The sequence below is a fragment of the Streptomyces sp. 1331.2 genome (assembly GCF_900199205.1).
Classification (GTDB): Bacteria; Actinomycetota; Actinomycetes; order Streptomycetales; family Streptomycetaceae; genus Kitasatospora.
The window spans coordinates 4,059,134-4,085,918 of sequence record NZ_OBMJ01000001.1 but is presented as its reverse complement, the minus strand read 5'-3'; the positions used below and the strand labels follow the sequence as shown (position 1 = coordinate 4,085,918).

7 protein-coding genes are annotated in these 26,785 nt (G+C 75.7%); 3 read left to right on the top strand and 4 right to left on the bottom strand.

Annotated elements, in window-relative coordinates:
- Window positions 1-24: 24 nt before the first annotated feature.
- From CRP52_RS17290 to CRP52_RS17275, 4 genes are all read right to left on the bottom strand, one after another.
- A complete protein-coding gene (locus tag CRP52_RS17290; RefSeq protein ID WP_097237232.1) occupies window positions 25-20,757 on the bottom strand; it encodes an SDR family NAD(P)-dependent oxidoreductase in 20,733 nt (6,910 codons plus the stop codon).
- A 41-nt stretch (window positions 20,758-20,798) separates the two neighbouring features.
- Complete coding sequence (locus CRP52_RS17285) at window positions 20,799-21,644, bottom strand: alpha/beta fold hydrolase (RefSeq protein WP_097237230.1); 846 nt, start codon at window positions 21,642-21,644, stop codon at window positions 20,799-20,801.
- A 73-nt stretch (window positions 21,645-21,717) separates the two neighbouring features.
- Window positions 21,718-22,674, bottom strand: a complete 957-nt coding sequence (locus CRP52_RS17280) for a chlorinating enzyme (RefSeq protein WP_097237228.1) — start codon at window positions 22,672-22,674, stop codon at window positions 21,718-21,720.
- Window positions 22,675-22,684: 10 nt separating this feature from the next.
- Window positions 22,685-22,939 carry an acyl carrier protein gene (locus CRP52_RS17275; protein ID WP_097237226.1) on the bottom strand — a complete coding sequence of 85 codons (255 nt, stop codon included), beginning with the start codon at window positions 22,937-22,939 and terminating at the stop codon, window positions 22,685-22,687.
- Between the two features lie 132 nt (window positions 22,940-23,071).
- Between CRP52_RS17275 and CRP52_RS17270 the strand changes: the two genes are divergently transcribed.
- From CRP52_RS17270 to CRP52_RS17260, 3 genes are read left to right on the top strand one after another with little or no spacing between them, the layout of a single operon-like run.
- On the top strand, window positions 23,072-24,118 hold the full coding sequence (locus CRP52_RS17270; RefSeq protein WP_097237225.1) for a pyridoxal-phosphate dependent enzyme: 1,047 nt from the start codon (window positions 23,072-23,074) through the stop codon (window positions 24,116-24,118).
- Complete coding sequence (locus CRP52_RS17265) at window positions 24,115-25,566, top strand: argininosuccinate lyase (protein ID WP_097237224.1); 1,452 nt, start codon at window positions 24,115-24,117, stop codon at window positions 25,564-25,566. The genes CRP52_RS17270 and CRP52_RS17265 overlap by 4 nt, the downstream gene beginning before the upstream one ends.
- On the top strand, window positions 25,563-26,774 hold the full coding sequence (locus CRP52_RS17260) for an ATP-grasp domain-containing protein (RefSeq protein ID WP_097237223.1): 1,212 nt from the start codon (window positions 25,563-25,565) through the stop codon (window positions 26,772-26,774). Before CRP52_RS17265 ends, CRP52_RS17260 begins: the two co-directional genes overlap by 4 nt.
- Window positions 26,775-26,785 lie beyond the last annotated feature (11 nt).

Here is a 26,785-nt window from a genome sequence, read left to right as displayed (position 1 = left end):
TGAGTTCGGTGCGCACGGTCGTCGTCATCGCGCGTCCCCCGTGGCGCCGTGGGCGGCCAGGAACGGCAGCAGCAGCTCGTGCACCCGCCGGGGGTGGGTCAGGCACGGGAAGTGGCCGGCGTCCGCCAGCTCGGCGTACGTGACGTCCGGGATGGCCCCGTGCAGCAGGTGGGTGGCCTTCATCGGGATGACGGTGTCGTGCCGCCCCCAGATCACCAGCGTCGGAACGGCGATCTCCGGCAGCCGGGCGAACAGCGTCGGCTGGGCGGCGAACACGTCCAGGTAGCTCAGGCCGATCTGCGGGTCCATGCTCTCGCAGCGCAGCAGCAACCGCTCCAGCTCGGCCCGGCCCTCCTGGAGTTCCCCGCCGCCCGCCTCGATCCGGTCGAAGTCCTCGGCCGCCACGATCGACAGCCGGTTCACCTCGCCGCGGCGGTTGCCGACCTTGTACGAGCTGCCCACCAGGGTGAGCGAGGCGGTGTCCTGCGGGTGGCGCAGCGCGAAGCTCTGGGCCACCAGGCCGCCGAACGAGGAACCCAGGACGTGGACCGGGCCGGTGATCCCGAGCCGGTCGAGCACCGTCCGGTAGAGCGCGGCCAGACCGTCCAGGGTCAGGTCGGCGCTCACCGTGGTGGCCCCGACGCCGGGGTGGTGCACGGTGATCATCCGGTACCGGTCCGCCAGTTGGGCGAACTGACGGGCGAACACCCCGGCCCCGATGTTGAACGGGGTCATCAGCAGCAGGACCGGACCGCTCCCGGCGGTGAACACCTCGACCCGGCCCTCCGGCAGGTCGAGCAGCAGCCGCTCCACGCCCGGGGCGTGCTCGGCCAGCACCGCCGTGTTCTCGTCCACGGCCAGATGGCCCTCACGCATCGCGTCCTCGATGTCGGACGGCAGCTCGGCGCTCGGGTGGTAGCGGCGCGGGGCGGCCGCCGACCGGGCACCGCCGACCGGCAGGAGGTCCGGCACCGGACCGGCCGCCCGCCAGAGCGCGGCGAGGCGATCGGCCGCGGCGCCGGCGTGCTCCACGCCGAAGCCGACCGGGACGGCGAGCCGGATCAGGCGGTCGCCCGCCAGGTGCGGCGCGCCGCGCAGGCCGGTGCCGTGGTAGATCCAGGCCAGGCAGGACTCGACCGGCAGGTCCAGGCCGGCGAAGGCCGGCATCCGGGCCACGTCGAGCAGCACGCAGTGGGCACCGGCGGGAGCGGCGACCGGCAGGCCGGCCTCTTCGAGGCCGCCGTGCAGCGCCCGCACCGCGGCCATCCGCTCCTCGACCAGCGCGGCGACCTCGTCCCGGTCGGCCAGCGCCCGGGCCAGCAGGCGCCGGGTGGCGAGGCCGACTTCGGCGCCGCGCAGGGCGGTGTGCTCGGTCAGCCGGTCGACCAGACCGGGGTGCCGGGCGGCGACCAGGCCGCCGGAGGTGACCCCGAAGTCCTTGGAGAGGCTGAAGGTCACGGCGTCCGCCGCGACGAGCAGTTCCTCGACGGCCTTCCAGAGGTCCACGCCGCGCCAGCCGTCCTCGTGGGCGACGACGAAGGCGGCGTTCTCCACGATCCGGGTCGCGTCGAGCACCAGCGGCACCCCGTGGGCCCGGGTCACGTCCCGCACTGCACGCAGGTTGGCGACCGACACCGGCTGACCGCCGGAGGCGTTGCCGCTCAGCTCGACCGCGACGAAGCTCACCGGGGTGCGGGAGTCGGCGAGCCGGGCGCGCAGGGCGGCCAGGTCGAGGTCGCCGGCGAAGCCGGAGCCGCCGCCGGCGGCGGCCGTGGGGAGCTCGGCCGGGCCGAAGCCGGCGTCGGCCAGGCTCAGCATCCAGGTGAAGAACAGCCCGTTGTGGAGGACCGTGCCGCGCGGGCCGGGCCAGGCGCGGCAGAGCAGCGCCTCGGCCGCGCGCCCCGAGGCGGTGGGCACCGCGTGCGGGAAGGGCAGCCAGCCGGGCAGCTCGAAGTCGGCCGGCTCGCGGTCCCGTTCGACGAGGTCCTGGATCGCGCGGGTGCGGGCGGTGACCACCGGGCCGTCGACCTCGGCCCAGGAGTCGGTGACGAGGTCGAACTCGACGTCGGCGGGGCGCAGGGCGAGCGGGTTGTACCCGGCCTCGGCGAGCCGGGCGGCGCGCTCGGCCCGCCCCGGGACGGGGGCGGCCGCGGAGACGGGCACGGGCGCCGGTCGGACGGCGGCAGGCTGACGGGGCGCCGGGGCCGGGGCGACCGGGACGACGGGCGCCGCCTGGGCGACGGCCGGGAGGGCCTGGGCGACGCCGTCGACGGACATGTCCGGAACGTCGGCGTCGATGTCCGGGTTGGCGATCATCAGGATCACCTCCGACACCGGCGTCGGGTCCTGGTCCGCCGGCTGGCAGAGGTAGATCGGCCGGTTGACCGGGCGGAACTTGTTCTTGAACTGGAAGTTGCCCTCGCCGAAGACGCCGACCGAGCGCAGCTCGGCCATGCCCTGCTCGACCTCGGGCGAGGCGTTGGGCGAGTCGCCCAGCTTGATGCCGAAGCTGGCGCCGAAGCTGAACAGCTCGGAGCCCTCGTCACGGAGCTGACGCAGGATCTCGATGATCGCGTACTCCAGGCCGCCCCGGGGCGCCTCGGCCGGATAGAACTCCAGGTCCAGCAGGTAGCCGGGCTCGGACGGGATCCTGGTGACGATCACCGCGCTGGCCAGCTCGGAGTTGACCCGGGTGAGGAACATCCGGTGCCGCTCGGCCAGCCGGCCCTCCAGCAGCTCCTGACGGACGACGGCCACGTACGGGTTGACCATCTGCTTCTGGTCGCCCCAGCGGTCGATCATCCCGGCGATCTCGCGGTCGACGGCCCGGTCCGAGCCGACCCGGTACTCCTCGGTGGTGACCCGACCGGCCCGCTCGAACCGGGCGACCAGGTTGCGCAGCCGGCTCATCCGGCCCCCCGCGAGGCTGAACCCGGCAAGGTCCTCCAGCCGCTGCACCGCACCGAACGGCGTGGCGGTCAGCGGTCGGCCGCCGGCCTCCGCGAGCGGGATCATCGACAGGAAGTTCGGCCGCAGGCCGTGCCGGGCGCCGTAGGTCAGCCACTCGGCGGCCAGCGGTGCGAAGTCCTCCTCCGTGCCCGCGTAGCTCCAGGCGAAGAGGTGGTCGTCCCGCCGGGAGAAGTTGAAGTAGGCGCGGCCGGTCGAGCCGATGAAGGCCAGTGGCGCGATGTCGCGACCGGCCAGACCGCCCTCCTTGGCGTGCGCGCGGTCGATCTCGGCCAGCCGCGCGGCGATCTCCGGGAACTCGGCGAGACGGCGCTTGCGCACGATCAGCGGCCGCTCACCGGCCGCGACGGCAGCCGGGGCAGCAGCCGGGGCAGCAGCCGGGGCGGTGGCCCGGAACGTGGCCGCGGCGTCGGAGAGGACGACCGGACCCCCCTCCGCCGCCTCCGGCCCGGCGGCCAGCGCGGCGGCGAGCAGTCGCACGGTCGGCTCGGCGCCGAAGGCGTCGACCAGGTGACCGGCGAGCGCGTCCACCGTGGGGTGATCGAAGAGCAGCGTCTTGCGCAGGGCGCCGAACCCGCGCTCCAGCACGCTGACCGTGCGCAGCATGTCGAACGAGGTCAGGCCGTTGGCGGTGAAGTCGATCCGCCGGTCGACGGCGCGGTCGGTGATCCGCTCGATCAGGCGCGCCGTCAGGTCGGCGGCCGAGTCGCCGGTCGCGACGGCGGGCGCGGCGACGGGGGCGGCGACGGGCGCGGCGACGGGCGCGGCGACGGGGGTGACGGCCACCGCGACCGGGGCAGCCACCGCGACCGGCTCGACAGCCGGGACAGCGGCCGGAAGCGGGACCGCGGCGGCGGACGTCGGGGCGAGGCCCGCAATGTGGGCGGCCAGCCGTTCGACGCTGTCGTGGTCGTAGAGCTCGGCGGCCTGCAGTTCCAGGCCGAAGGTCGCGTTCAGCCGGCGGGCGAGGTCCATCCGGAAGATCGAGTCCAGGCCGAGGTCGGTGAACGCCTGCCCGGAGCCGACCTCGGCCGGCTCCAGCCCGAGGATGTCGGCCACCTGCGTGGTGATCTCGGCCGACGCCTCGCCCGGCGTGACGGTCACCGCGGTGACCGGCGACGGGGCGGCCGGGACCAGGGCGCCCGTCTCGCGCGGGGCGGGCGGCTCCGGGGTCACCGGTGCGGCCGGGGCCGGCGCGGCCGGGGCCGGCGCGGCCGGGGCCGGCGCGGCCGGGGCCGGTGCGGCCGGGGTGGGCGGGACCGACGCGCCGACCGGGGTCAGGCTGATCTTGGCGGCCTTGCGGCGCCTGGTGCCGGTCTCCCGCTCGCGCGGCTGCCGGGTGTCCTGGAGCACGTCTTCTTCCTTCCTGGATTGTGGCTTGCCGGGGTGGTCGGTCCGTCCGTCGAACCAGTGGGCGCGGCGGGTGAGCGGGGCGCCGGGCAGCGGCGTACGGCCCGGCTCGCGGCCGAGCCAGTGCCTGGTCCACGCGACCTCCGCGCCCTCGACCCAGTGCGCGGCGAGCTCGTCGAGCGTCAGGTCCGGCGTCACGGGCGGGAGACCGGCCGCGGCCAGTCCGCGGTACCCGGCGGGTTCACCGGCGGCCACCCGGCGCAGGACGGCCACCGCCTCGGCCACCGACTCGGCGGTCAGGGCCAGCCGGTGCGGGTAAGGCGTCCGGCCGACCTGGAGGGTGTAGGCGACCCGGGCCAGGTCGGGTTCCGGAGCGTCGGCCAGGGTGTCGGCCAGCCGTCCGGCGTACTCGTGCAGGGCCTCCTCGCTGCGGGCGGAGAGCACCAGCAGCTGCCGCCCGGTCGAGCGGACCGCCGGGCGCGGGTGCGAGGCCAGCACGACGTGGGCGTTGGTGCCCCCGAAGCCGAAGGAGCTGACCCCGGCCGTCCGCGGTCCGGACCACGGGCGGGCCGCGTCGTTGACGAAGAACGGGGTTCCGTCCAGCCGCAGGTACGGGTTGGGCTCGTCGAAGTGAATGCTCGGCGGCAGCACCTCGTGCCGCAGGGCGAGCAGCATCTTGAGCATCCCGGCGATCCCGGCGGCGGCCTCAAGGTGGCCGATGTTGGTCTTCACCGATCCGAGCGCCACCCGGGGATCGGACGGTACGGGCCGGCCGGCGTCGGCGTACAGCGCGGCGAACGCCTTCTTCAGGCCCTCGGCCTCGACCGGATCGCCGAGCCGGGTGCCGGTGCCGTGCAGCTCGACGGCGCCGACCTCGGCCGGGTCCACACCCGCGTCCCGGTAGGCGCGCAGCAGCACCTGGGCCTGGGCCTCCGGGTTGGGTGCGGTCAGCGACGTGGACCGGCCGCCGTGGTTGACCGCGCTGCCCCGGATGACGGCGTAGACGTGGTCGCCGTCGGCCTCGGCGGCGGCGAGCGGCTTGAGCACCAGCGCACCGACGCCCTCGCCACGGACGTAGCCGTCGGCCTTCCGGTCGAAGGTCCGGCAGGCGCCGTCCGGGCTGAGCATGCCCGACTGCTGGAAGGCGGTGAACAGGCCGGGGCTCAGCAGGACGTTGACCCCGCCGACCAGGGCGAGCGAGCAGTCGCCCGCCCGGATCGCCTGCACGGCCCGGTGGACCGCCACCAGCGAACTGGAGCAGGCGGTGTCCACCGCCTCGCTCGGCCCCCGCAGGTCCAGCACGTGCGAGACCCGGTTGGCCAGGATCGAGTGGGCGACGCCGCTGGCCGTGTGGGCCTGCACGGGCGTGCCGCTCAGCCGGAGCAGGTCGGCGTAGTCGGTGGTGGAGACGCCGACGAACAGACCGGTGTCGGTGCCCGCGAGGGAGTCCGGGCGGTGGCCGCTGTCCTCGACCGCCTGCCAGACGGCCTGGAGGAAGAGCCGCTGCTGCGGGTCCATCAGCGCAGCCTCGGCCGGCGAGATCCGGAACAGCTCGGCGTCGAACTCGCCGACGCCCTCGATGAAGCCGCCGCGCAGGGCAGCGGTGTCGGGGTGGGCGTGCAGTTCCCGCCGGTCGGCCGGGGCCGGGCCGACCAGGTCCTCGCCGGCCGCCAGGCGCCGCCAGAAACCGGCGAGGTCGCGGGCGCCGGGCAGGGTGCCGGCGATCCCGACGACGGCGACGGCGTCCTCGGCGGTCGTCGAAGGGCCCGCTGCCGTCGACGCCGCCGCCGCGGCGGTCGGTGCGGCCTGCTCGGCCACCGGCGCCACGGCCAGGACGGCCCCGTGCTCGCGCAGCAGGTACCGGGCGAACGCCTCCAGGCTGGCGCACTCGAACAGCACGGTGGGCAGCAGATCGAGGTCGTACTCCAGGTTGACCTGGTTGATCAGCTCGGTGAGCGAGATCGAGTCGAACCCGCTGTCCATCAGGTCCTCGTCGAGGTCGACCTCCGCCTCCTCGACGAGCAGGAAGCCCGAGGCCATCCGCCGCAGCCGGTCCCGCACGTCGGGCCGGACGGGTCCGCCGGCGGTGACCGCACGGTCGGCCGCGGGCTCCTCCGCCGAGGGCCGGTCGAGCAGCTGCTCGACCACGGTGAGGGACGGCGGCACGGACGGGCCGCCGGTGAGCACGCGCTCCAGGACGTCCAGCCCGGCCGCGGTCCGCATCGGCACCATCTGCCAGCGACGGGCGAACAGGGTGCGGGTGGCGTCGTCGACGGTCATCCCGCCGTCCGCCCAGAGCGGCCAGCCGATCGAGACCGAGCGGCCAGGGCGCTCACCGCGCTCCCGGCGCTCCTCGCGCTCGGCGGCGAAGGCGTCCAGGAAGGCGTTGGCGGCGGCGTAGTCGGCCTGACCCGGGTTCCCCGTCCCGCCGACCACCGAGGAGAACAGCACGAAGAAGTCCAGCGGCTGGTCCGCCGTGGCCACGTCGAGCAGCCGGGTGCCGGTCACCTTGGGGGCCAGCACCTCGGCCGTCTCGGCGCGGGTCTTGCGGACGGCCAGCGCGTCCCGGGTCACCCCGGCCGTGTGCACGACGCCGTGCACGGGCGCGGCCGCCGCGACCAGTCGCTCGACGTCGGCTGCCCGGGTCACGTCGGCCCGGTGGAACTCGACGGTGCTGCCGGCGGCGTTCAGCGCGGCGATCCGCGCCGCCGCCTGCGGGCCGGGCTCCGTCCGGCCGGCCAGCACCAGCCGGACCGGCCCCCGGGCCGCCAGGAACTCGGCGACGTGCAGCCCGAGGGCACCGGCGCCGCCGGTGACCAGGTAGCCGCCGCCGGGCCGGACCACGGCCGCCCCGCCCTCCGGCAGGGCGAACTCGACGGTTTCCCGGACCTCGCGCCGACCGTCCCGGTGGCGGACCTCCGGGTCGGCGCAGGCCAGCTCGTCCAGCAGGAGCACGGCCCGCAGCCGGGCGTCCGTGCCGGGCTCGAACTCCACCCGGGAGCCGGTGAAGCCGCTGTGCTCCAGGCCGATCGTGCGCAGCGCGCCGGTGACGGCGACCTGCTCGGGGTCGGGCGAGGCGTGGGTGTGGACCATCCGCAGCACCGCGCCGGGCCGGTCCCGGAGCAGGGCGGCCGCCAGTTCGACGGCGTCGGCGACGTCACCGGTGTGCACCACCGCGTCGGGCAGCACGGAGGGGGTCTCGCCGGGCCGGATCGCCACCGACCGGACGCCCTCGGCGCCGGCCGCGCGGCCGATCGCCGCGGCCAGCCCGGCCTCCTCGGTCACCACCAGCAGCAGCTTCGGCCGGACGCCGACGGGCTCGGCCGGGCGGTCCTGCCAGACCGGGCGGCGCTGGACCACCCGGGTGCGCGGCTCGGACGGGGTCGCCGCCGGGGCGGAGGGGGCCGCCGTGACGGCCGCCGTGCCCTCCGGCAGCCAGTACCGGCGGCGCTCGAAGGGGTAACCGGGCAGGGCGGCCCGGCGTGGGCGCGGGTGCGGCCAGCGGGCCTCCCAGTCGACGGCCGCGCCGCGCACCCAGCCGGCCGCGGGCTCGTCCGGGTCGACCGCGATCGCGCCGCCGCCCGCGGTGCCGAGCCGGACGCCGTCCGGCACGGTGCCCGCCGCCACCGCGGCCAGCCGGGCGGCCAGCTCGGCGACACCGGTGGCCGTGACGGCCAGGCGCTCGGTGAACTCCCGGCGGCCGACCTGGCTGGTGAAGCAGAGCGCGGCGAGGTCCGCGGCCGCCCCCGGACCGGTCAGGTGGTCCGCCACCAGGCCGGCGTAGCGGAGCAGCTGCTCGCGGGTCCGGGCGGAGAGGACGAAAAGCTGCTCGTCGGCCTGCCGGACGGGGCCCTGCGGCACCACGTGCCCGCGCGGGTCCCGGTACTCCTCCACCACCAGGTGGACGTTGGCACCGCCGGCGCCGAACGAGCTGACCCCGGCCCGGAGCGGGGCGGAGTCGACACCCTCCCACTGCTCCAGCGCGGTCGGCAGAGCGAACCGCTCCGGGTCGAGCGCGATCTTGGGGTTGACGGTCTCCAGGTTGGCGCAGGGCGCGATCCGCCGGTGCCTGAGCTGGAGCAGCACCTTGGTGAGCCCGGCGATGCCCGCCGCGCCCTCCAGGTGGCCGATGTTGGCCTTCACCGAGCCGATCCGGCACGGCACGCCGCCCGCGGCGACCGGCCCGAGCGCCCGGCCCAGCCCGGCGACCTCGATCGGGTCGCCCAGCTCGGTGCCGGTGCCGTGGGCCTCGACGTAGCCGATGGTGGCCGGGTCCACGCCCGCCCGGCGGACCGCCTCGGCGATCAGCGCCGCCTGCGCGTTCGGGTTCGGCACGGTGTACCCGCCGGTCTTGCCGCCGGCGTTGGCGAGGCCGGACTTGATGACACCCCAGATCTCGTCGCCGTCCGCGACGGCCTCGCGCAGCGGCTTCAGCAGCACCGCCCCCACGCCCTCCCCGGGCACGAAGCCGTCGGCCGCGGCGTCGAAGACCTTGCAGCGCTCGTCGGCGGAGAGCATGTTCATCGCGCTCAGCGACACGTGGTGGGCCGGGTGCAGGATCAGGTTGACCCCGCCGGCGATCGCGGTGCGGCACTCGCCGCGCCGGATGCTCTCGCAGGCCAGGTGGACGGCGAGCAGCGAGGACGAACAGGCCGAGTCCACGGCGAAGCTGGGCCCGTGCAGGTCCAGGAAGTAGGAGACCCGGTTGGCGATGGACCAGTACGCGGAGTGCGCGCCGGAAAGCCGGCCCTCGGCCCACCCGGTGGCGGCGAGCTGGCCGTACGAGCCGTACATGGTGCCGACGAAGACGCCGGTGTCGCGCTCGCGGGTGGTCTCGCCGAGTCGGCCGGTCCGCTCCAGCAGATTCCAGGCCGCCTCCAGGAAAAGCCGCTCCTGCGGATCGATGGCGGCGGCGTCGCGCGGGAGGATGCCGAAGAAGCCGGGGTCGAAGAGGTCGATGCCGTCCAGGAAGCCGCCCCAACGGCTGTAGGTGCGCTGCGGCCGCCCCTTCTCGGGGTCGAAGTGGGTGCGCCAGTCCCAGCGGTCGGCCGGCACCTCGGTGATACCGCTGCGGCCGTCGGCGAGCAGCTCCCAGAAGGCGTCCACGTCGGGCGCGCCGGGGTAGCGGCCGACCAAGCCGATCACCGCGATGTCCTGGTCGTCGACGGCCGCGGGGGTTACGGGCGGGGCGGTTACGGCCACGGCGGTGACGGGCGCGGCAGTGACGGGCGCGGCGGTGACGGGCGCCGCGGTGACCGGCTGCGCGGTGACCGGCTGCGCGGGCTGGGTCAGGGCGGCCAGCTGCTCCGGGAAGGTCTCGCCGAAGTGGTCCGCCAGGTCGGCGATGGTCAGGTACTCGAAGAGCAGCGTCGCCGGCAGGGTGCCGAGGTCGCGCTCGAAGCGGCCCAGGATGTCCAGGCTCACCAGCGAGTCCACGCCGTAGTTCTCGAAGGTCACCCGGTCGTCCAGGTCGGCCTCGGCGAAGCGAAGCACCTCGGCGAAGACGCCGCGGACGTAGTCGCGGACGGCGGGGCGGGTGGCCGGGGCGGCCGGGGCGGCGGCGGGGGCGGCGGACGACTCCGCCGCCCGCGCGACGAAGAGGCACTGCTCCAGCTCCTCCGGGGCGGTGTCCGCGAAACCGCGGACCCGCACCGGCCCGTAGCCGGCGTCGGCCAGCATCCGCTGCCAGCCGGCCGGGCCGATCAGCGGGGCGTTGGGCAGTCGCAGCCCGGCGTCCTCGTACCGCCACCAGCCCGGGGTGAGCCCGAAGGTGAGGGTGAGGAAGTTCGCCGCCCTGGTCACCTCGTTGACCAGCAGCAGGCCGCCGGGGCGCAGCAGGTCGCGGGTGTGGCCGAGGGTGCGGTCCATCCGGGCGGTGGCGTGCAGCACGTTGGTGGCGAGCAGCACGTCGAAGCCGTGCCGCTCGAAGCCCTGCCCGGTCGGGTCCTTCTCGATGTCCAGGGCCTCGAAGCGGACGAACGGGTAGCGGGCGCCGAAGGCGTCCTCGCCGCGGCGCAGGAACGCGGTGGAGATGTCGGTGTAGCGGTAGTCGACCGGCAGACCGGTGCGGGCGCAGGCCTCCAGGACGAAGGCGCTGCTGGAGCCGGTGCCGGCCCCGATCTCGGCGATCCGCACCGTCCGGCCGGTCTCCCGGTGGACGTCGGTCACCGCGCGGGCGACCTCCTCGGCGAGCAGCGCGTGGTAGTGGTCGGCCGAGGCCTGGCCGCGGTACACCCGCTCGACCAGGTCGGCGGAGCCGCCGGGGAACAGCACCTCCGTGGCGCTGCGCGTGCCGTCGAGCACCTGCGGCAGCGCCTCGACGCAGCGGTCGAGCAGTTCGACGTGCGGGGCGAGGTCCGGGTAGCGGGCGGTGAGCCCGCCGTCCGGCTCCGGGGCACCGGGGACGGACGCGACCGCGCCGTCGGCCGTCCGTCGGAGGCGACCGTCCGCGACCAGGAGGTCGAGCACCGCGTCGAGCAGCCGGCGCTGGCCGGGGCGGACACCCAGTCGGGTGGCCAGCTCGGCGGGGTGGCCGTCCAGGGTGCCGAGCTGCCGGCGCAGGCGGCGCTCCAGCAGGGCGGGGGCCAGCCGGTCCAGGGCCGCGAACGCCGCGCGGGCCCGGGTGACCGGGTCGGCCTGCTGGGCCTGTTCTGCACCGGCGGCACCGGCGGCACCGGCGGCACCGGCGGGACCGGCGGGCCGGGCGCCCGCGGCCGGGTGGCTGTCCGCGCCGAGCCGGGCCAGCCCGGCCCCGTCCGCGCGGACCACGACGGCCTGCGGCACTCCGTGCGCGAGCAGGGCGTCCAGGGCCGCCATGCCCTCGGCGGGCGCGATCGAGCCGACGCCGAAGGAGGCCAGCCGCTCGGCGTAGCGGTCGTCCGCCACCACACCGACGCTGCCCCAGTAGCCCCAGTTGACGACCGTCACCGGGAACCGGCAGCGCCGGCGCAGCTCGGCGGCGTAGGCGTCCTCGAAGGTGGAGGCCGCGGCGTAACCGCCCTGGCCGGCCGACTCGGTGAAGGAGACGGCGGAGGAGAAGAAGCTCAGGAAGTCCAGCCGCTCGGTGGCCAGCGCCTCGCCGAAGGCGACCGCCCCGGCCACCTTGGGCGCCAGCACCTCGGCCAGGTCGGTCTCGTCCATCCGGGCGAGGGTGCGGTCACGCAGCACCAGGGCGGCGTGGAAGGCGCCGTGCAGGGCGCCGAACTCGCGGCGGGTCTCCCGCACCGCGGCCCGCAGCGCCGCCGGGTCGGCCGCGTCGGCCTGCAGGTACCGGGCTCGGCCGCCGAGCCGCTCGACGTCGGCGATCAGCTCGGCCACCCGCTCGTCGGCCGGGCGCCGGCCCACGACGGCGATGTTGGCACCGACCGTGCGGGCGAGGTGCCGGGCGAGGACCTGGCCGATGCCGCCGGCGCCGCCGACGACCAGGTAGGTGCCGCCGGCGCGGTAGGGGTGGGCGGCCTCCGCCAGTTCGGCCGGGCAGATCGTGCGGGTCAGCCTCCGGTCGCCGCGCAGGGCGACCAGCCGGTCGGTGCCCGGCTCCCGGCGCAGCGCCGCAGCCAGCTCGGCGGCGGGGGTCGGGCGGGTGCCGACGTCGACGCAGCCGACGGTCCAGCCCGGGTACTCGGCGGCGACCGAGTTGGCCAGGCCGATCAGCCCGGCGGCGTGCGGGCGGACCGGGCCGCCGTCGGCGTCGACCGCGCCGGCCAGCACCACCTTGAGGGCGACCGGGCGACCGGCTGCGATCAGGGTCTGCACGGTGCGCAGCAGCTCGGCCGGGGCCGAGTCGCGGTCGGGGGCGCCGCCGCGGGTGTCGGTGGCGAGGACGTAGACCAGGTCGGGGGTGTCGCCGGGCACCAGGGTCTCGGCCGAGGCGACCGCGTCCCCGGCCGCCCGGTGCTCCGCGACCAGCGCGGCGGCCAGCTCGGCGGAGCCCGCCCGGTGCAGCACCCGGACGGTGGCGCCCGGGCGGTGGCCGTCGCCGGCGGCGGGCAGTGGCGCGTCCCGCCAGACCGGCAGGTGGATCAGCCCACCGGCCGCGGGCTCGGCGGCCGCGCTCGGGGCCGGTCGCTGCGCGGGGCGGGCGCCGGCCGCGGCGCGCAGCGCCAGGCCGGTGAACCGGACCGCGACCCGGCCGGCCCGGTCGGCGAGCCGGACGGTGATCCCGCCGTTCTCGCGCCGGACGTGGGTGTACCCCGTGGCCGGGACCGGCCCGTACACGGCGAGCTCGGCCAGGGCGAACGGCAGCTGCGGCCCGGTCCCGCCGTCGGCGGCGGCGAGCAGCGCCACGGCCTGCAGAGCGGCGTCCAGCGGCACGGGGTGCAGCGGGCGGTCGGCCAGCTCACCGGCCCGGTCGGCCGGCACGGTCAGCCGGGCGAGCACGTCGTCGGCGCCGTAGTGGACCTCGTCGAGGGCCCGGAAGGACGGCCCGTAGGCGATGCCGGCCGCCGCGAAGTCCGCGTACAGGTCGGCGGCGGGGCGCCGGGACGGGCAGCGGGCGGTGATCGCGTCCAGGTCGAGCAGTTCGGGCTCGTCGATGGGGCCGGCGGCCAGCCGGCCGCGGGCGCACACCGTGCCGTCCGGATCGGCGGCCAGGGTGAAGCGATCACCGTCCAGGGTCAGCCGGGGGCTGCACGGTCCGGTCACTGCGAACGGCCGCAGCCACTGGACCCCGCTGATCCGGAGCGGGCCCGAGCGTCCGGCCGCGGCGGCGGCCAGTTCGAACGCGGCGACTCCGGGGAGCAGCGGCGTGCCGCCGATCACGTGGTCGGCGACGACCCAGTCGGACCGGTCCAGGGCGGCCGCGCCGACCGGGGCGGCGGGGGAAGCCGGGGAAGCCGGGGCGGCGGGGGAAGCCGGGGCCGAGACGGGGGCCGGGGTGACCCAGTACGGCCGGTTGTCGAAGCGGTGGCGGGCCGCGCCGCGGACCGGGCCGGCCCCGGCGGCACGACGCGGCGGCTCCCCCACGATGAGGTGCGCGTTGGTCCCGCTGAACCCGAAGCTGCTGACCGCGCCGAGGAGTTCACCGGACGGGCCGGCCCGCCACGGCTCCAGCGCGGTGACCGGGCGCAGCCGGCTCCGCCCGAAGTCGATCTCCGGGTTCGGGTCCGAGAAGTTGATCGACGGCGGCAGCTGACGGTGCTTCAGTGCGAGCAGGACCTTGATCAGCCCGGCGACGCCCGCCGACATGGTGGTGTGGCCGATGTTGCCCTTCACCGATCCCAGACCGCAGGAGCCCACCGCCCCGGCGCCCCGGCCCAGCACCTGGTCGAGGGCCTTGACCTCGATCGGGTCGCCGAGCGGCGTGCCGGTCCCGTGCGCCTCGACGTACGTCACGTCCTCCGGGCGGACGCCCGCCTGGCGCTGGACCCGCTCGATCAGGTCGGCCTGGCTGGCCGCACTCGGCGCGGTGATGCCGTTGGTACGGCCGTCGCCGTTGATCCCGCCGGCCCGGATCACCCCGTGGATCGGGTCGCCGTCGGCCAGCGCCCGGTCCAGGCGCTTGAGCACGACCGCCCCGACGCCCTCGCCCAGCACGATCCCGTCGGCCGAGGCGTCGAACGGGGCGCTGCGCCCGGTCGGCGACAGCATCCCGGTCTTGCTGGTGAGCACGTGCATCCGCGGGGTCAGCATCAGCGCGACACCGCCGGCGACGGCACCGTCGCACTCGCCCGAGCGGATGCTCTCGCAGGCCAGGTGGACGGCGACCAGCGAGGAGGAACAGGCCGTGTCGATCGCCAGCGTCGGGCCGGTCAGGTCGAGGTGGTAAGCGATCCGGGCGGCCAGGACGGACCCGGAGTTGCCGAGGAAGGCGTGCGCCGTCTCGTCCAGGCCCTCCGCCCGCAGCAGGTCGAGGTACTCACCGGTGGCGCAGCCGACGAAGACGCCCCAGCGGCGCTTCTCCGCCCCGTCCGCGTAGCCGGCGTCGGCCAGGCCCTCCCAGGCGGTCTGCAGGAAGAGGCGCTGCTGCGGGTCCATCGACTCCGCCTCCAGCGGAGACATCCGGAAGAACTGCGGGTCGAACCCGTCGATGTCGTCGAGCAGCGCGGCCCACTTGCTGTAGGTGCGGCCGACGGCCCGGCGGTCGGGGTCGTAGAACCGGCCGGTGTCCCAGCGCTCGGCGGGCACCTCGCGGATGCTGTCGCGACCGGCGGCGAGGTTGGCCCAGAAGGCGTCGAGGTCCGGCGCGTCCGGGAAGCGGCCGGCCATGCCGATCACCGCGATGTCCCCGGCCCGCGGGTCCTCGGCCGGCGCCGGCTGCGCGGGGGCGGCCGGAGCGGGGGCGGCGGTCGGGACGACCGGGGGAAGGCTGACGTGCGCGGGCGCGGCCGGGGTCGGTACGACGGGGGCGGGTGCGACGGGCGCGAGCGTGACGGGCGCCGGGTCGGCCGGGGGCCCGACCACGGCGGACAGCGGACTCAGCACCACCTCGCCGGGAGCAGCCGGGGGTGCGGCCGGCGGCTCCGGCCGGACAACCGTCTCCGGCTGGGCGACCGGCTCCGGCTGGGCCGCCGGCTCGGCGGTGGCGGACGCGAGCAGGCTGACGTCCCGCTCGATCACCTCGCGGACGTACGCCACCAGCCTGGGCAGGGTGGGGTGGTCGTAGACCGCGACCGAGTCGATGTCCAGGTCGAACGCCTTGTTCAGCGCCCGGACCAGCTCCACCGCGCCGATCGAGTCGAGGCCCATGTCGCTGAAGCTGAGCGCCTCGTCGATCTCGCCGCGGGTCAGGTAGAGGCTCTCGCAGAGGACGTCCTGCACCACCTCGGTGATGCGGGAGGTGTCCGGTCCGACGACGGGAGCCGTCGGCGCGACTGCCACGACGGGGGCCGGAGCGCTCACCGGGGCCGGGGCCGGCACGACGGCCGGCGTCGGCGTCGGGGTCGGCACCGGGGCCGGAGTCGGCGCGGCCGCGACCGTCCCGGCGCGGTAGCCGTCCACCTTGGCGAAGTGCGCGCGGATCCGGCCCACCGACTCCGTGCCGAACACCCGGTCGTGCATGGCCGACTCCCGCTCGATCACCGGGGCGAGCCGGGCGAGCGCCCGGTCCGCGAGGTCCTGCTTGAGGACGCGGACGGCCTCGACCGGCTTCTCCGCGATCGACCGGGCCAGCCCGAGCGCGGTGGCGAGCACGTCCGCGCGGTCCGCGAAGCAGACGTTCGCGCCCCGGCGCTCCAGCTCCTCACCGCGGAAGGCCTTGCCCGTGTACATCAGTTCGGCGGCCAGCACGCGGCCGAGCCGTTCGTCGAGGATGTGTGTGGCGCCCATCCCCGGGGTGAAGCCGTACTTCAGGAAGTTGGCGCTGTAGACGCTCTCCCGGGCCATCACCACGAGGTCCGCGTACAGGCCGAAGGCCAGGCCGCCGCCGGAGGCGTGCCCGCGCAGCGCGCCGACCACCGGGCGGCTGCAGCGCAGCAGGCCCTCGTAGACGAAGGGGACGTCGGTGAACCGGCTGCCGCCGCCGGCCAGCGTCTCCAGGCCCTGCGGGGTCGCCCCCATGCTGAACACCGTCTCGGTGCCGGTCAGGACGACCGCGCGCACCGTGTCGTCGCGCTCGATGCGGTCGAAGGCCTCCTGGAGGCCACGCATCATGGCGTCGGTGAACATGTTGGTGCCGCCCTGGTCGCGCATCTCCAGCAGCGCGATGCCCGGTTCGAGTAGCCGGAACCTAACCTCCTCGCCGCCGGCCTCGACCGGCTCGGGAAGCAGCTCGGCCGGGTCGGGGAGCGCCACGGGCGCGGTCGGCACGGGCACCGACGCCGTCGGGACGGCCGCCGGCACTGCGGGGGCCGCGACCGGCGCCGGCTCCCCGGCACGGTTGCCGCCCTTCCAGCGGCCGACCCAGACGGCCTCCTCCTGGAACGGGTAGCCGGGCATCGGGCGGCGCCGCACCGAGGTGTCGCCGGCCCGGCAGGCCGCCCAGTCGACGTCGCCGCCGGCGGCCCAGTACCGCGCCACCTCGTCGAGTCGGCCGGCCCGGAACGCGGCGACCGCGTCCAGGGCGGCCGGCGCTCCGGGGCTCCCCCAGTGGCCCGCGCCGCCGGCCGGCCCGCCGTCCGCGTAGCGCCGCAGTTCCGCCCGCAGCACCGCCGGGTCGGAGGCGACCACCGCCAGCCGGTGGGCCATCGCGGCCCGGCCGGTCTGCGAGGTGTGGGCGAGGTCGGCGAGCAGGTACGGGTCGCCGGCACCGGCCAGCTCGGCGATGGTGGACTCCGGCGCGGGCCGGGTGCCCAGGGCTTCGCCCAGCTCCGCGAGGGAGAGGGCGTCGAAGCCGAGGTCGGCCAGCGAGTCGTCGGCGCCGATCGCCTCGGCCGGGATGCCGAGCAGTGCGGCGGCCTGTTCGGCCACGGCCTCGACCGACCGGCCGGCTCCGGCCAGGAAGTCCAGCTGGCGCAGGGCGTACTCGCGCAGTTCGGCCGGGGTCCGCGCGGACAGCACGAAAAGGTGCTCGGCGGCCGGAGGGGTCGGACGCTGCACGGGCTGGATCTCCTCTTCGACCAGGACGTGGGCATTGGCCCCGCCGGCGCCGAAGGCGCTGACGCCGGCCCGGCGCGGGGTGGACCCGGCCGGCCAGGGGCTCCGCTCCTGCTGGACCCGGAACGGCGAGCCGTCGAACTCGATGTGGGGGTTGGTGCGGGCCGAGTGCAGCGACGGCACCAGCTGGCCGTGCCTCAGCTGCAGCAGGACCTTGGTGAGGCCGGCGATGCCCGCCGCGCTCTCCAGGTGGCCGATGTTGGACTTGACCGACCCGAGCGCCACGGAGCCCGGCTCCAGGCCGGCGCCGGCGAAGGCCTTGCGCAGCCCCTCGACCTCGATCGGGTCGCCCAGCGACGTCCCGGTGCCGTGTGCCTCGATGCAGCCGAGGGTGGCCGGGTCCCAGCCCGCGCGCTCCAGGGCGGAGCGGATCAGCTCGCCCTGGGCGGTCGGGCTCGGCACGGTGAACCCGCTGGTCTGCCCGGTGTGGTTGAGGACGGTCGCCCGGATGACGCCGTGGATGTGGTCGCCGTCGGCGCGCGCCCGGTCGAGCGGCTTGAGCAGCACCGCGCCCACGCCCTCGCCGGGGACGTAGCCGTCGCCGTCCTCGCCGAAGCTGCGGCAGCGGCCGTCGCTGGAGAGGAACTGTCCCTGGGCGAGCTGAAGGTACTTCTGCGGATGGACGGACAGGTTCACGCCGCCGGCGAGGGCCAGTTCGCACTCGCCGCGGCGGATGCTCTCGCAGGCCAGGTGGAGGGCGGTCAGCGAGGACGAACAGGCGGTGTCCACCGCCATGCTGGGGCCGTGCAGGTCGAGGGCGTAGGAGACCCGGTTCGCGACCGAGGCGTGCATCGCGGTCGGCGCGACGCCGCCGTCCTGGTCGGCGAACAGCTGGTAGTGGTTCCACATCACCCCGACGAACACGCCGGTGTTGCGCGTGGCGGCGCTCCTCGGCGCGTAGCCGGCGTCCTCGAAGGCGTGCCAGCCGGTGGCCAGGAAAAGGCGCTCCTGCGGGTCCATCCGCTCGGCGTCCCGGCGGGAGATCCCGAAGAACGCCGGGTGGAAGCGGTCCACCCCGTCCAGGAAGCCTCCCCAGCGGCCGTAGGTGCGGCCCTCGGCGTTGCGGTCGGGGTCGAAGTAGGCGGAGTGGTCCCAGCGGTCGGCCGGGACCTCGGTGACGCTGTCGACGCCCTCGGCCAGGTTGCGCCAGAAGCCGTCGAGGTCGGTGGCGCCCGGGTAGCGGCCGGCGACGCCGATGATGGCGATCGCGGTGCCCTCGTCAACGGGGACGACGGCCGGGACGACGGCCGGTGCAGCCGCCCGGGCGGTTGCCGGTGCGGCGACGGCGCTCCGGGGCTCGGACGCGGCGGGCAGCAGCTGCGGGACACGGGCCGGGTCGCCGTGCAGGACGGCGAAGGAGGCCGGGCCCCCGGCGGTGGCGCGGACGAGGACGTCCAGGCCGGCGGCGGTGGGCAGCGGCGTCATCCCGGTGCGGGTGGCGGACTGGCGCAGCGACGCCTCGGAGACCCGCATGCCGCCGGACTCCCACAGCGGCCACGCCACCGCGAGGGTGCGGCCCGGCCGCTCGACGGACCGGCGTTCGGCGAAGTGCAGCTGGAACGCGTTGGCGTACGCGTAATCGGCCTGCCCGGCGTTGGGCAGCACGCCGGAGAGCGAGGAGAAGAGCACGAAGAGGCGCAGGTCGTCGTCGGCGGTCGCGGCGTCGAGGTGACGGGTGCCGTCGATCTTGGCGGCCCAGACCTCGGCCAGGTCGGCCGGGTCCTTCCGGAAGAAGAGACCGTCGCGGACGGTGCCGGCGCAGTGCAGCACGCCGTCGATCCGGCCGAACGCCGACCGGGCGGCGGCCGCGGCGGCCGCGGCGCCCTCGGCCCGCGAGACGTCCGCCCGCAGGTAGCGGACGTCGCCGCCGCGCTCCCGCCAGGCGGCCATCCGCTCCTCCAGGGCCCGGTCGGCCGGTCGGCGGCCGACGAGCAGCAATCGGGCCGCGTGGTTCTCGACCAGGTGGTCGGCCACCAGGGCGGCCAGGCCGCCCGCCCCGCCGGTGACCAGGTAGGCGCCGCCGTCGGTGAAGCCGGTGCCCTCCGGACCGGAGTCCGCCTCGCCCCAGCGGCGCACCTGCCGCAGGCCGGAGCGGTAGCGCACCCAGTGCTCGCCGTCCGTGGCCGACTCGGCCAGCAGGACCTCGGCGGACGGGGCGTCGGACTCCACCAGACGGCAGCGCAGGATCGGCGCCTCGGCCGAGACGGTGGCCGCCAACGCGGCCAGCGCGGCATGCTCCGGGGCGACGGGGGCGTCGGCGGCCACCAGCAGGGCGACCGGCTCGGTGGGCCGGGCGTCGACCAGGGCGGCAGCCAGGGCCCAGAGCTCGGTGGCGGCGGCGGTGCCGGCCGACGGGCACAGCACGTGGGCGGCCGGGTGGACCCGGTCGGCGGTGAGCGCGGCGAGCAGGCGGCCGAGCTGCGCGCGGTCGGCGGGGTCGACCCGGAACGCGTCCGGGCCCAGCCGGGCGAAGCCCTCGCCGCGGGTGACGGCGACGATCCGCCGGCCGGTGGCGCGCAGCGCGGCGACCAGCGGCTCGGACCCGCCGAAGACGATCAGGTCACCGGCGACGGCGACGGCGCCCGGGTCGGCCGGCAGCGGTGCGGCGGTCCAGCACTCGGTGCGGCGGACGGCCACGCCCGCGGGGGCGGCGGCGGAACCGGCGGCGGTCCGGGGGGCGGCCTGGGGGGCGGGACCGGCCTCGGGGCGGGCGGCGGTCAGCGCCTGCGGGTGGGTGTCGGCCAGGTGCCGGGCCAGGCTGGAGACCGAGCCGAACTCGAAGAGCAGGGTGGGGTACAGCGTCGTCCCGACCAGCTCCTCCAGCTGCTCGCCCATCCGCAGCAGGGTCACCGAGTCCAGCCCGAGGTCGTAGAAGCCCACGTCGGTGGGCACCTCGGCGGCCGGCCGGTCCAGCGCCGCACCCACCAGCGCGCGCAGCCGGTCGGTGGCCACGGTGAGCGGGTCCTGCGGGGCCGTGGCCGGCGCGGGCGCCTCGACGGCGGGAACGGGCACGGGAACGACGGCGGCGGGGACGGGAACGGCGGGGGCGTCGTCCGCCACCTCGTCCAGCAACCGGGTGATCAGTTCGGGATGGCGGATCCGCTTGCAGGACATGTCCCGGAACTCCGCCAGCAGGTTCCCCCGCCCGTCGAGCAGGGTGTAGTCGTTGCGGACGAGGTCGCCCGAGACCGAGGGACGCTCCGGCCGCGGCACGTGCACCAGGAAGCTCTCGCCGACCGGCTCGGGGGCGCGGAACCAGCCGATGTGGAACGGGATGAACGGCTCCTCGCCGACCTCCTCGTTCTGACCGAACGCCAGCAGGGTGGAGGCGTCCGCCTTCCCGGGGTGCAGATGGAACCCGTCCTCGTGCTCCCGGCCGGACGGGTCGAGCCGCAGCTCGGCGAGCAGCCACGGCTCACCGTGGTGCAGCCGGCCGAGGCAGCTCATCGGGCCGCCGTGCCGGATCCCCTCACGGCGGGTGCGGGAGTACAGCACGTCCATGTCGGCGGTGCGGACCGCGCCGGCCCGCAGCGCCTCGACGTCCAGCGGCGCGGGCACCGGCTCGTCGGTGGTGACCAGCTCGCCCCGGGCGTTCTCGCGCCAGGGCGCGCAGGGCTCGCCGTCGCGCAGCCAGCGGCTGTCGACCCGGACCCGGCGCTCCGGCCCGCCCGCGGCGACGGTGACCCGCAGCTCGCGCTCGTACCCCTCGCGGGTGACGACCGGCTCCGAGAACAGGACGTCCCGCAGCGCCAGTCGGCGGTGGTCGAGGCCCTGCGCGATCAGGACCCGGAAGACCAGGTCCAGGAAGGTGACGCCGGGCATCACCGAGACACCGTGGACCCGGTGGTTGGTCATGATGAAGTCGTCGTGCGTCAGCCGGATCCGACAGTCGATCTCGTGCTCGGTCATGCCGTAGTCCCCCTCGTGCGGATGCTGCGGGCGGGTGGGTTTCACGCCTCAGGCGTCGAGGGAGTCCCACTCAGGAAGTCGGTCAGAAGCCGGCGAAGGCGCGGCCCCGCGCCGAAGACGGAGATGTGGTCCCCGTGCGGCTCCACGTGCAGGCGGGAGTCCGGCAGCCCGGCGGCCACCCGGTGCGACCCGTCCGGGTGCGCGGTGTGGTCGTCCTCGCTGGTGACCACCAGCACCGGCGGGCGGATCCCGGCCAGCGCCGGCGTGCAGTCCTCGGTCATCGTCGGGAGGGTCAGCACGCTGTAGCGGTAGAAGAGTTCGTCGGTCGAGTACGGGTACACGACCAGGTCGGCCACGTCCGCCGGGACACCGGCCCGGGCGGTCTCGGCCAGCGCGCCGTTGATCATCGCGGCGTCCTCGCGGCCCTGGGCGGCCATCCCGAGCAGCGCCCGAAGGTTCTCCTGGTGATCCGTCACCGGGCCCGGGGTGCCGGAGAAGTCGCCGTGCCAGAGGCTGAGGGAGTCGAAGCGCCGGGGCTGCGCCTCGGCCGCGCGGACGGCGACCACGGCACCACCGCACAGGCCCATCACATGGGCCCGCTCGATCCCGTAGTGGTCCATCACGGCCAGCAGGTCGGCGGCCTGCGCGGCGACGTCGTGCCCGAGGGCGTCGAAGCCGGCCTGATCGGCCGGGGTGCCGAACATGCCCCTGGTCTCCCAGGTGACCACCCGGTGGTCCGGTGCCAGCGCGCGGATCCAGGCCTCGGTCAGGCCCACCGGCATCCCGCACGCCGAGGCGATCACCACGGCGGGGTGGTCCGGGTCCCCGGCGGCGTAGCCGCGCAGCGTCGTCCCGGGAACGGCGATCTCGTCCATCACTGCGAACATCGTCAGTAGTCCTCATGTGCCCCGGTGCCACGCGGACCCGGGGAGGTCGCGCGCAGCACCGGTGCGGGCCGGGTCAGCGGGTGGTGAACTTGTGACCGGTGGTGGTCTCGGTCGCCATGACGTTGTGGTCGTAGGCGTTCTCGCCGGAGACCAGGACGGAGCCGAAGCGCTCCAGGCTCACCTGGCCGCCGTACTCGATGACGTGGGTGGTGTCCGGGTAGACCTTCACCGAGGTCGGCACGTAGCGGTTGGCGAAGCCGAGGCGCATCTCGTCGGTCTTGCCGTTGTGCGGCAGCGACGCGTGCATCAGCGTCGACCAGAACATGATCGCCTCACCGGGGCGCATGACCATCGGCACGGCCCGGGACTCGTCCGGGACGAAGTCCTCGTCGATCTGCAGCTCGCGGTAGTCGTAGCCGAAGAAACCGCGCTTGATGCCGCCCTTGTCCTCCACGTTGATGCGGTGGGGGTCGTAGTGCATCTTCTTGGTCTCGTCGTACATCATCGCCTCGTGCGTGCCCGGCATGAACTGCAGGCAGCCGGTGTCCTCGTTGGCCTCGGTGAAGGCGGTCCAGACCGTCAGCGTGCCGCCGAAGTGCACCGACTCCTCGCCGGTCCAGACGATCTGCGGGGTGCCCGAGGCGTTGGCGAAGGTGTCGGCCTGGTGCCAGTCGGTGCCCTCGTCCCCCGGGTACTTCGGGAAGAACTCGGTGCGCCAGCAGAGCACGTCCGGGCCGAGCACGCTGGCGACCTTGTCGACGATCTTCGCGTGGGAGACGTGGTCGGCCAGGAAGTCGTTGTCCAGGTGCCGGTCGTAGTTGGAGATGTTGGTGTTGCCGGACTGCGCGGCCTCCTCCTGGTAGACCGCGTTGGTGCGGTCCATCAGGGCGAGACGCTGGGTGCGCCAGATCTCGCGCATCTCCTCGATCTCGTAGACCTTGAACGGGCCGAAGAAACCGTCGCGCTGGAACTGCGCCAGCTGCTCCGGCGTGAGCGCGAACTCGCGCGCCGTGGCCTGCTGCTCCGTCATCGGGACTCCCTTAGCTCTCTGCGGCCGTGACGGCCGGTACGGCGGCGGCAGCGGCGCACGCCGCCAGGTTGCGCGGCGTCGCGACGCCGCCCAGGGCGGTGGCGGACACCCTGACGCCGAGGTCCTGGTTGATCCGGGCGAGCACCCGGACGAAGGACAGCGAGGTGCCGCCGTGGTCGAACAGGTCGTCGTCGGGGCTCAGCTCGGGCCGGCCGAGCACGTCGCGGACGATCGCCAGAACCGTCTCTTCCTGCGTGGCTTCCATGGCTGCGAACGTAAACAGCCCAGGCGAGGGCGTCTGTTCACTGTTGAGCAGACGGCCTGAGGCACCGTCGGCGACCGTGGACCAGCCACGGCGAACCCGTCGCCGAGATGGCGACCTCCCCGGGGGAGCACAATGGCTGGAAACGTGTACCGCGAGACGACAGAGGCGCTGCTGCTGCCCCGGATCATCCGGTTGGGCGGCAATCTGTACGGCGCGGCCTTCACCCTGATGAAACTGGTGCCGGCCCGGCACATCCTGCTCAAGGCCGAGGAGTCCGGCCTGCTGGGGCCCGAGACGTCGATCGTGGAGACCACGTCCGGGACCTTCGGCCTCGCGCTCGCGATGCAGGCCTCGCTGATGCGGCGCCAGCTCACCCTGGTCAGCGACCCGGCGATCGACGCCAACCTGCACCGCCGGCTGACCGATCTGGGTGCCCGGATCGAGATCTGCGCCGAGCCCGCCGAGGTCGGCGGCTACCAGGAGGCCAGGCTCCGGCGGCTCGCCGAGGTCCGCGCGGAGCAGCCCGACAGCTTCTGCCCCGAGCAGTACAGCAACCCCGACAACCCCGCCTCGTACGCCCTGGTCGCCGAACACCTGGAACGCGCGCTGGGCGAGGTCGACTGCCTGGTCGGCCCGGTCGGGTCCGGCGGCTCGATGTGCGGCACCGTCCGGGGGCTGCGCTCCGGCCGGCCCGGGGTGCGCGCGATCGGCGTCGACACCCCCAACAGCGTGCTGTTCGGCCACCCCGACGACAGCCGGGTGCTGCGCGGGCTGGGCAACAGCCTGATGCCGGCCAACCTGGACCACCGGGACTTCGACGAGGTGCACTGGTGCACCGCCGGCGAGGCGTTCGCCGCCACCCGTCGACTGCACGGCCGGCACGCCCTGTTCCAGGGCCCGACCAGCGGCGCCGCCTACCTGGTCGCCCGCTGGTGGGCGGACCAGAACCCGGACGCCAAGGTCGTGGTCATGCTGCCGGACGAGGGCTACCGCTACCAGGAGACCGTCTACGACGACGCCTGGCTGGCCTCGCAGGGCCACACCGCGCCGCCCCCGTCGGCCCCGGTCGAGGTGGACGACCCGACCCGGCCGACCCACCGGTGGAGCCGGTACGCCTGGAACCGCCGCTCCCTCGCCGAGGTCGTCGGCGGGGCCCGCACCCTGGCGGCGGTCCGATGAGCCGCCTCACCGCCACCGTCGGCGCCCGCATCCAGTCCATCGTCTACGGCTCCCCGAGCCCGGCCGAGATCACCGACGAGCTCCGGCTCACCAGCGACATCGACCTCGCCCACCTGGTGATGCTGGTGGAGTGCGGGCTGGTCACGGCCGCCGACGGCGCCGCGCTGGCCCGGCGGATCGAGCTGCTGCGGGCCGACGGCTTCCGGCCGCTGCACGACGTGCCCACCCCCCGCGGCCTCTACCTGGCCTACGAGCAGCAGTTGATCGCCGACCTCGGCGCCGGGATCGGCGGACGCCTGCACACCGCGCGCTCCCGCAACGACCTCAAGGCCACCGCCACCGCGCTGCGGCTGCGGACCCGACTGACCGACCTGGTCTGCGAACTGACCCGGCTGCAGGCCGTCCTGCTCAGCCGCGGCCGGGCCCACCGGCACGCGGTGATGCCGATCCACACGCACTACCAGGCGGCGCTGCCGATCACCTACGGCTACTACCTGGTCGGCGTGGCCATCGCCCTGGGCCGGGACATCGCCGCGCTGCGCCGGGCCGTCGACGCGCTGGACCGCTGCCCGATGGGCGCGGGCGCCGTCGCCGGCACCGACCTGCCGATCGACCCGGCCGTCACCGCCGACCTGCTCGGCTTCGACGGCCCCGCCCGGCACGCGGTGGACGCGGTCGCCAGCCGGGACGGCGCACTGGCGGCGCTGGCCGCCGCAGCCGGAGCGGGCCTGACCATCAGCCGGCTCGGCACGGACCTCCAGCTGTGGAGCAGCGCCGAGTTCGGCTTCGTCGCCTTCCCCGACCGGCTGGTCGGCGGCAGCTCGGCGATGCCGCAGAAGCGCAACGCGTTCCTGCTGGAGCACGTCAAGGCCAAGGCCGGCACCGCGATCGGCGCCTGGACCACCGCCGCGACGATGATGCGGTCCACCCCGTTCACCAACTCGATCGAGGTCGGCTCCGAGGCGGTGGCCGCGGTCTGGCCCGGCCTCGACGCGGTGCTGGACGCGACGGTGCTGGCCCGTGCGCTCGCGGGCGGCGCCCGCCCGGTGCCGGAGCGGATGCTCGCCCGGGCCGAGGACGGCTTCGTCGGGGCGACCGCGCTGGCCAACCGGCTGGTCCGTCAGGACGTGCCGTTCCGGACCGCGCACCAGTTGGTCGGCGGAGCCGTCCGGCACGCCGTCGACCGCGGCGCGACCCGGCTGACCGCCGAGGACCTGCCCGCGGAGCTGGCCGGCGCGGAGACCTCGCTGCCGGCGCTGGTCGCCGAGCAGCGGGCCGGCGGCGGCCCCGGGGACTTCGACGGCGTCTTCGCCGCCGGGTACCGGGACCTGACCGACCACGACGCCTGGTGCCACACCGTCAGAAGCCGGTGGGCCGCAGCACAGCAGCGGCTCGCCGACGCCGTCGCACGGATCGTCCGACACGGAGAGCGGGGAGACCGCGCATGACCTGGTTCGTCCTGGTGGAGAGCAACACGACCGGCTCCGGGCGGCAGTTCTGCGCGGCCGCCCGGGAACTCGGCCTGCGGCCGGTGGTGCTGACCCGCCACCCCGAGCGCTACCCGTACCTGGCGACGGACGCGGTGGACCACCTGCCGGTGGACACCGCCGACCAGGAGGCGGTGTCCGAGGCCTGCCGGGCGCTGGCCGAGGACGGCGGCCTCGCCGGCGTCACCTCCAGCTCCGAGTACTTCATCGCCGCCGCGGCCTCCGCGGCCGCCCGGCTCGGCCTGCCGGCCGCCGATCCGCAGGCGCTGACCCGCTGCCGGCACAAGGACCTGCAGCGCGCCGCGCTCGCCGCCGCCGGGGTCCCGGTGCCCGCCCACCGGGCGGTCGGCGGGCTCGCCGAGGCGCTGGCCGCCGCCGACGAGCTCGGCTACCCGGTGGTGGTCAAGCCCACCACCGGCTCGGGCTCGGTCGGCGTCCGGCTCTGCGCCGGCCCCGAGGACCTGGCCGCGCACGCGGCGCCGCTGCTCGACTCGCCGGTCAACGAACGCGGCCAGGCGACGCCCGGGCTGGTGCTGGTGGAGGAGTACGTCACCGGCCGCGAGTTCTCCGTCGAGACCTTCGACCACGAGGTGGTGGGCGTGGTGGGCAAGCACCTCGGCCCGCCGCCGCACTTCGTCGAGACCGGGCACGACTTCCCCGCGCCGGCCGCACCGGCCGAGCTGGAGCGGCTGGCCGACACCACCACCCGGGCGGTGCGGGCGCTCGGCCTCGGCTGGGGGGCCGCCCACACCGAGCTGCGGCTGGGCCCGCGCGGGCCGGTGGTGATCGAGGTGAACCCACGGCTGGCCGGCGGGATGATCCCGTCCCTGGTCCGGCTGGCGACCGGCGTCGACCTGGTCGCCGCCGTGGTCGCCCGGGCCGCCGGGACCGGGCCGTCCCTCACGCCCGACCGGGCCGGCCACGCCTCGATCCGGTTCGCACTGGCCCACCGGGCGGGCACGGTCAGGGCCGTCGACGGCGCCGAGCGGGCCGCGGCGCTGCCCGGCGTGGAGCTCGCCGAGACCACCGTGGCGCCGGGAACGGAGTTCGAGCCCACCCACTCCTTCCGCGACCGGTTCGGCTACGCCGTCGCGACCGGACCCGACGCCGCCACCGCCGCCGACCGCGCCACGCGGGCCGCGGCCCTCCTGTCCATCGAGACCTCGTGAACAACCCGGGA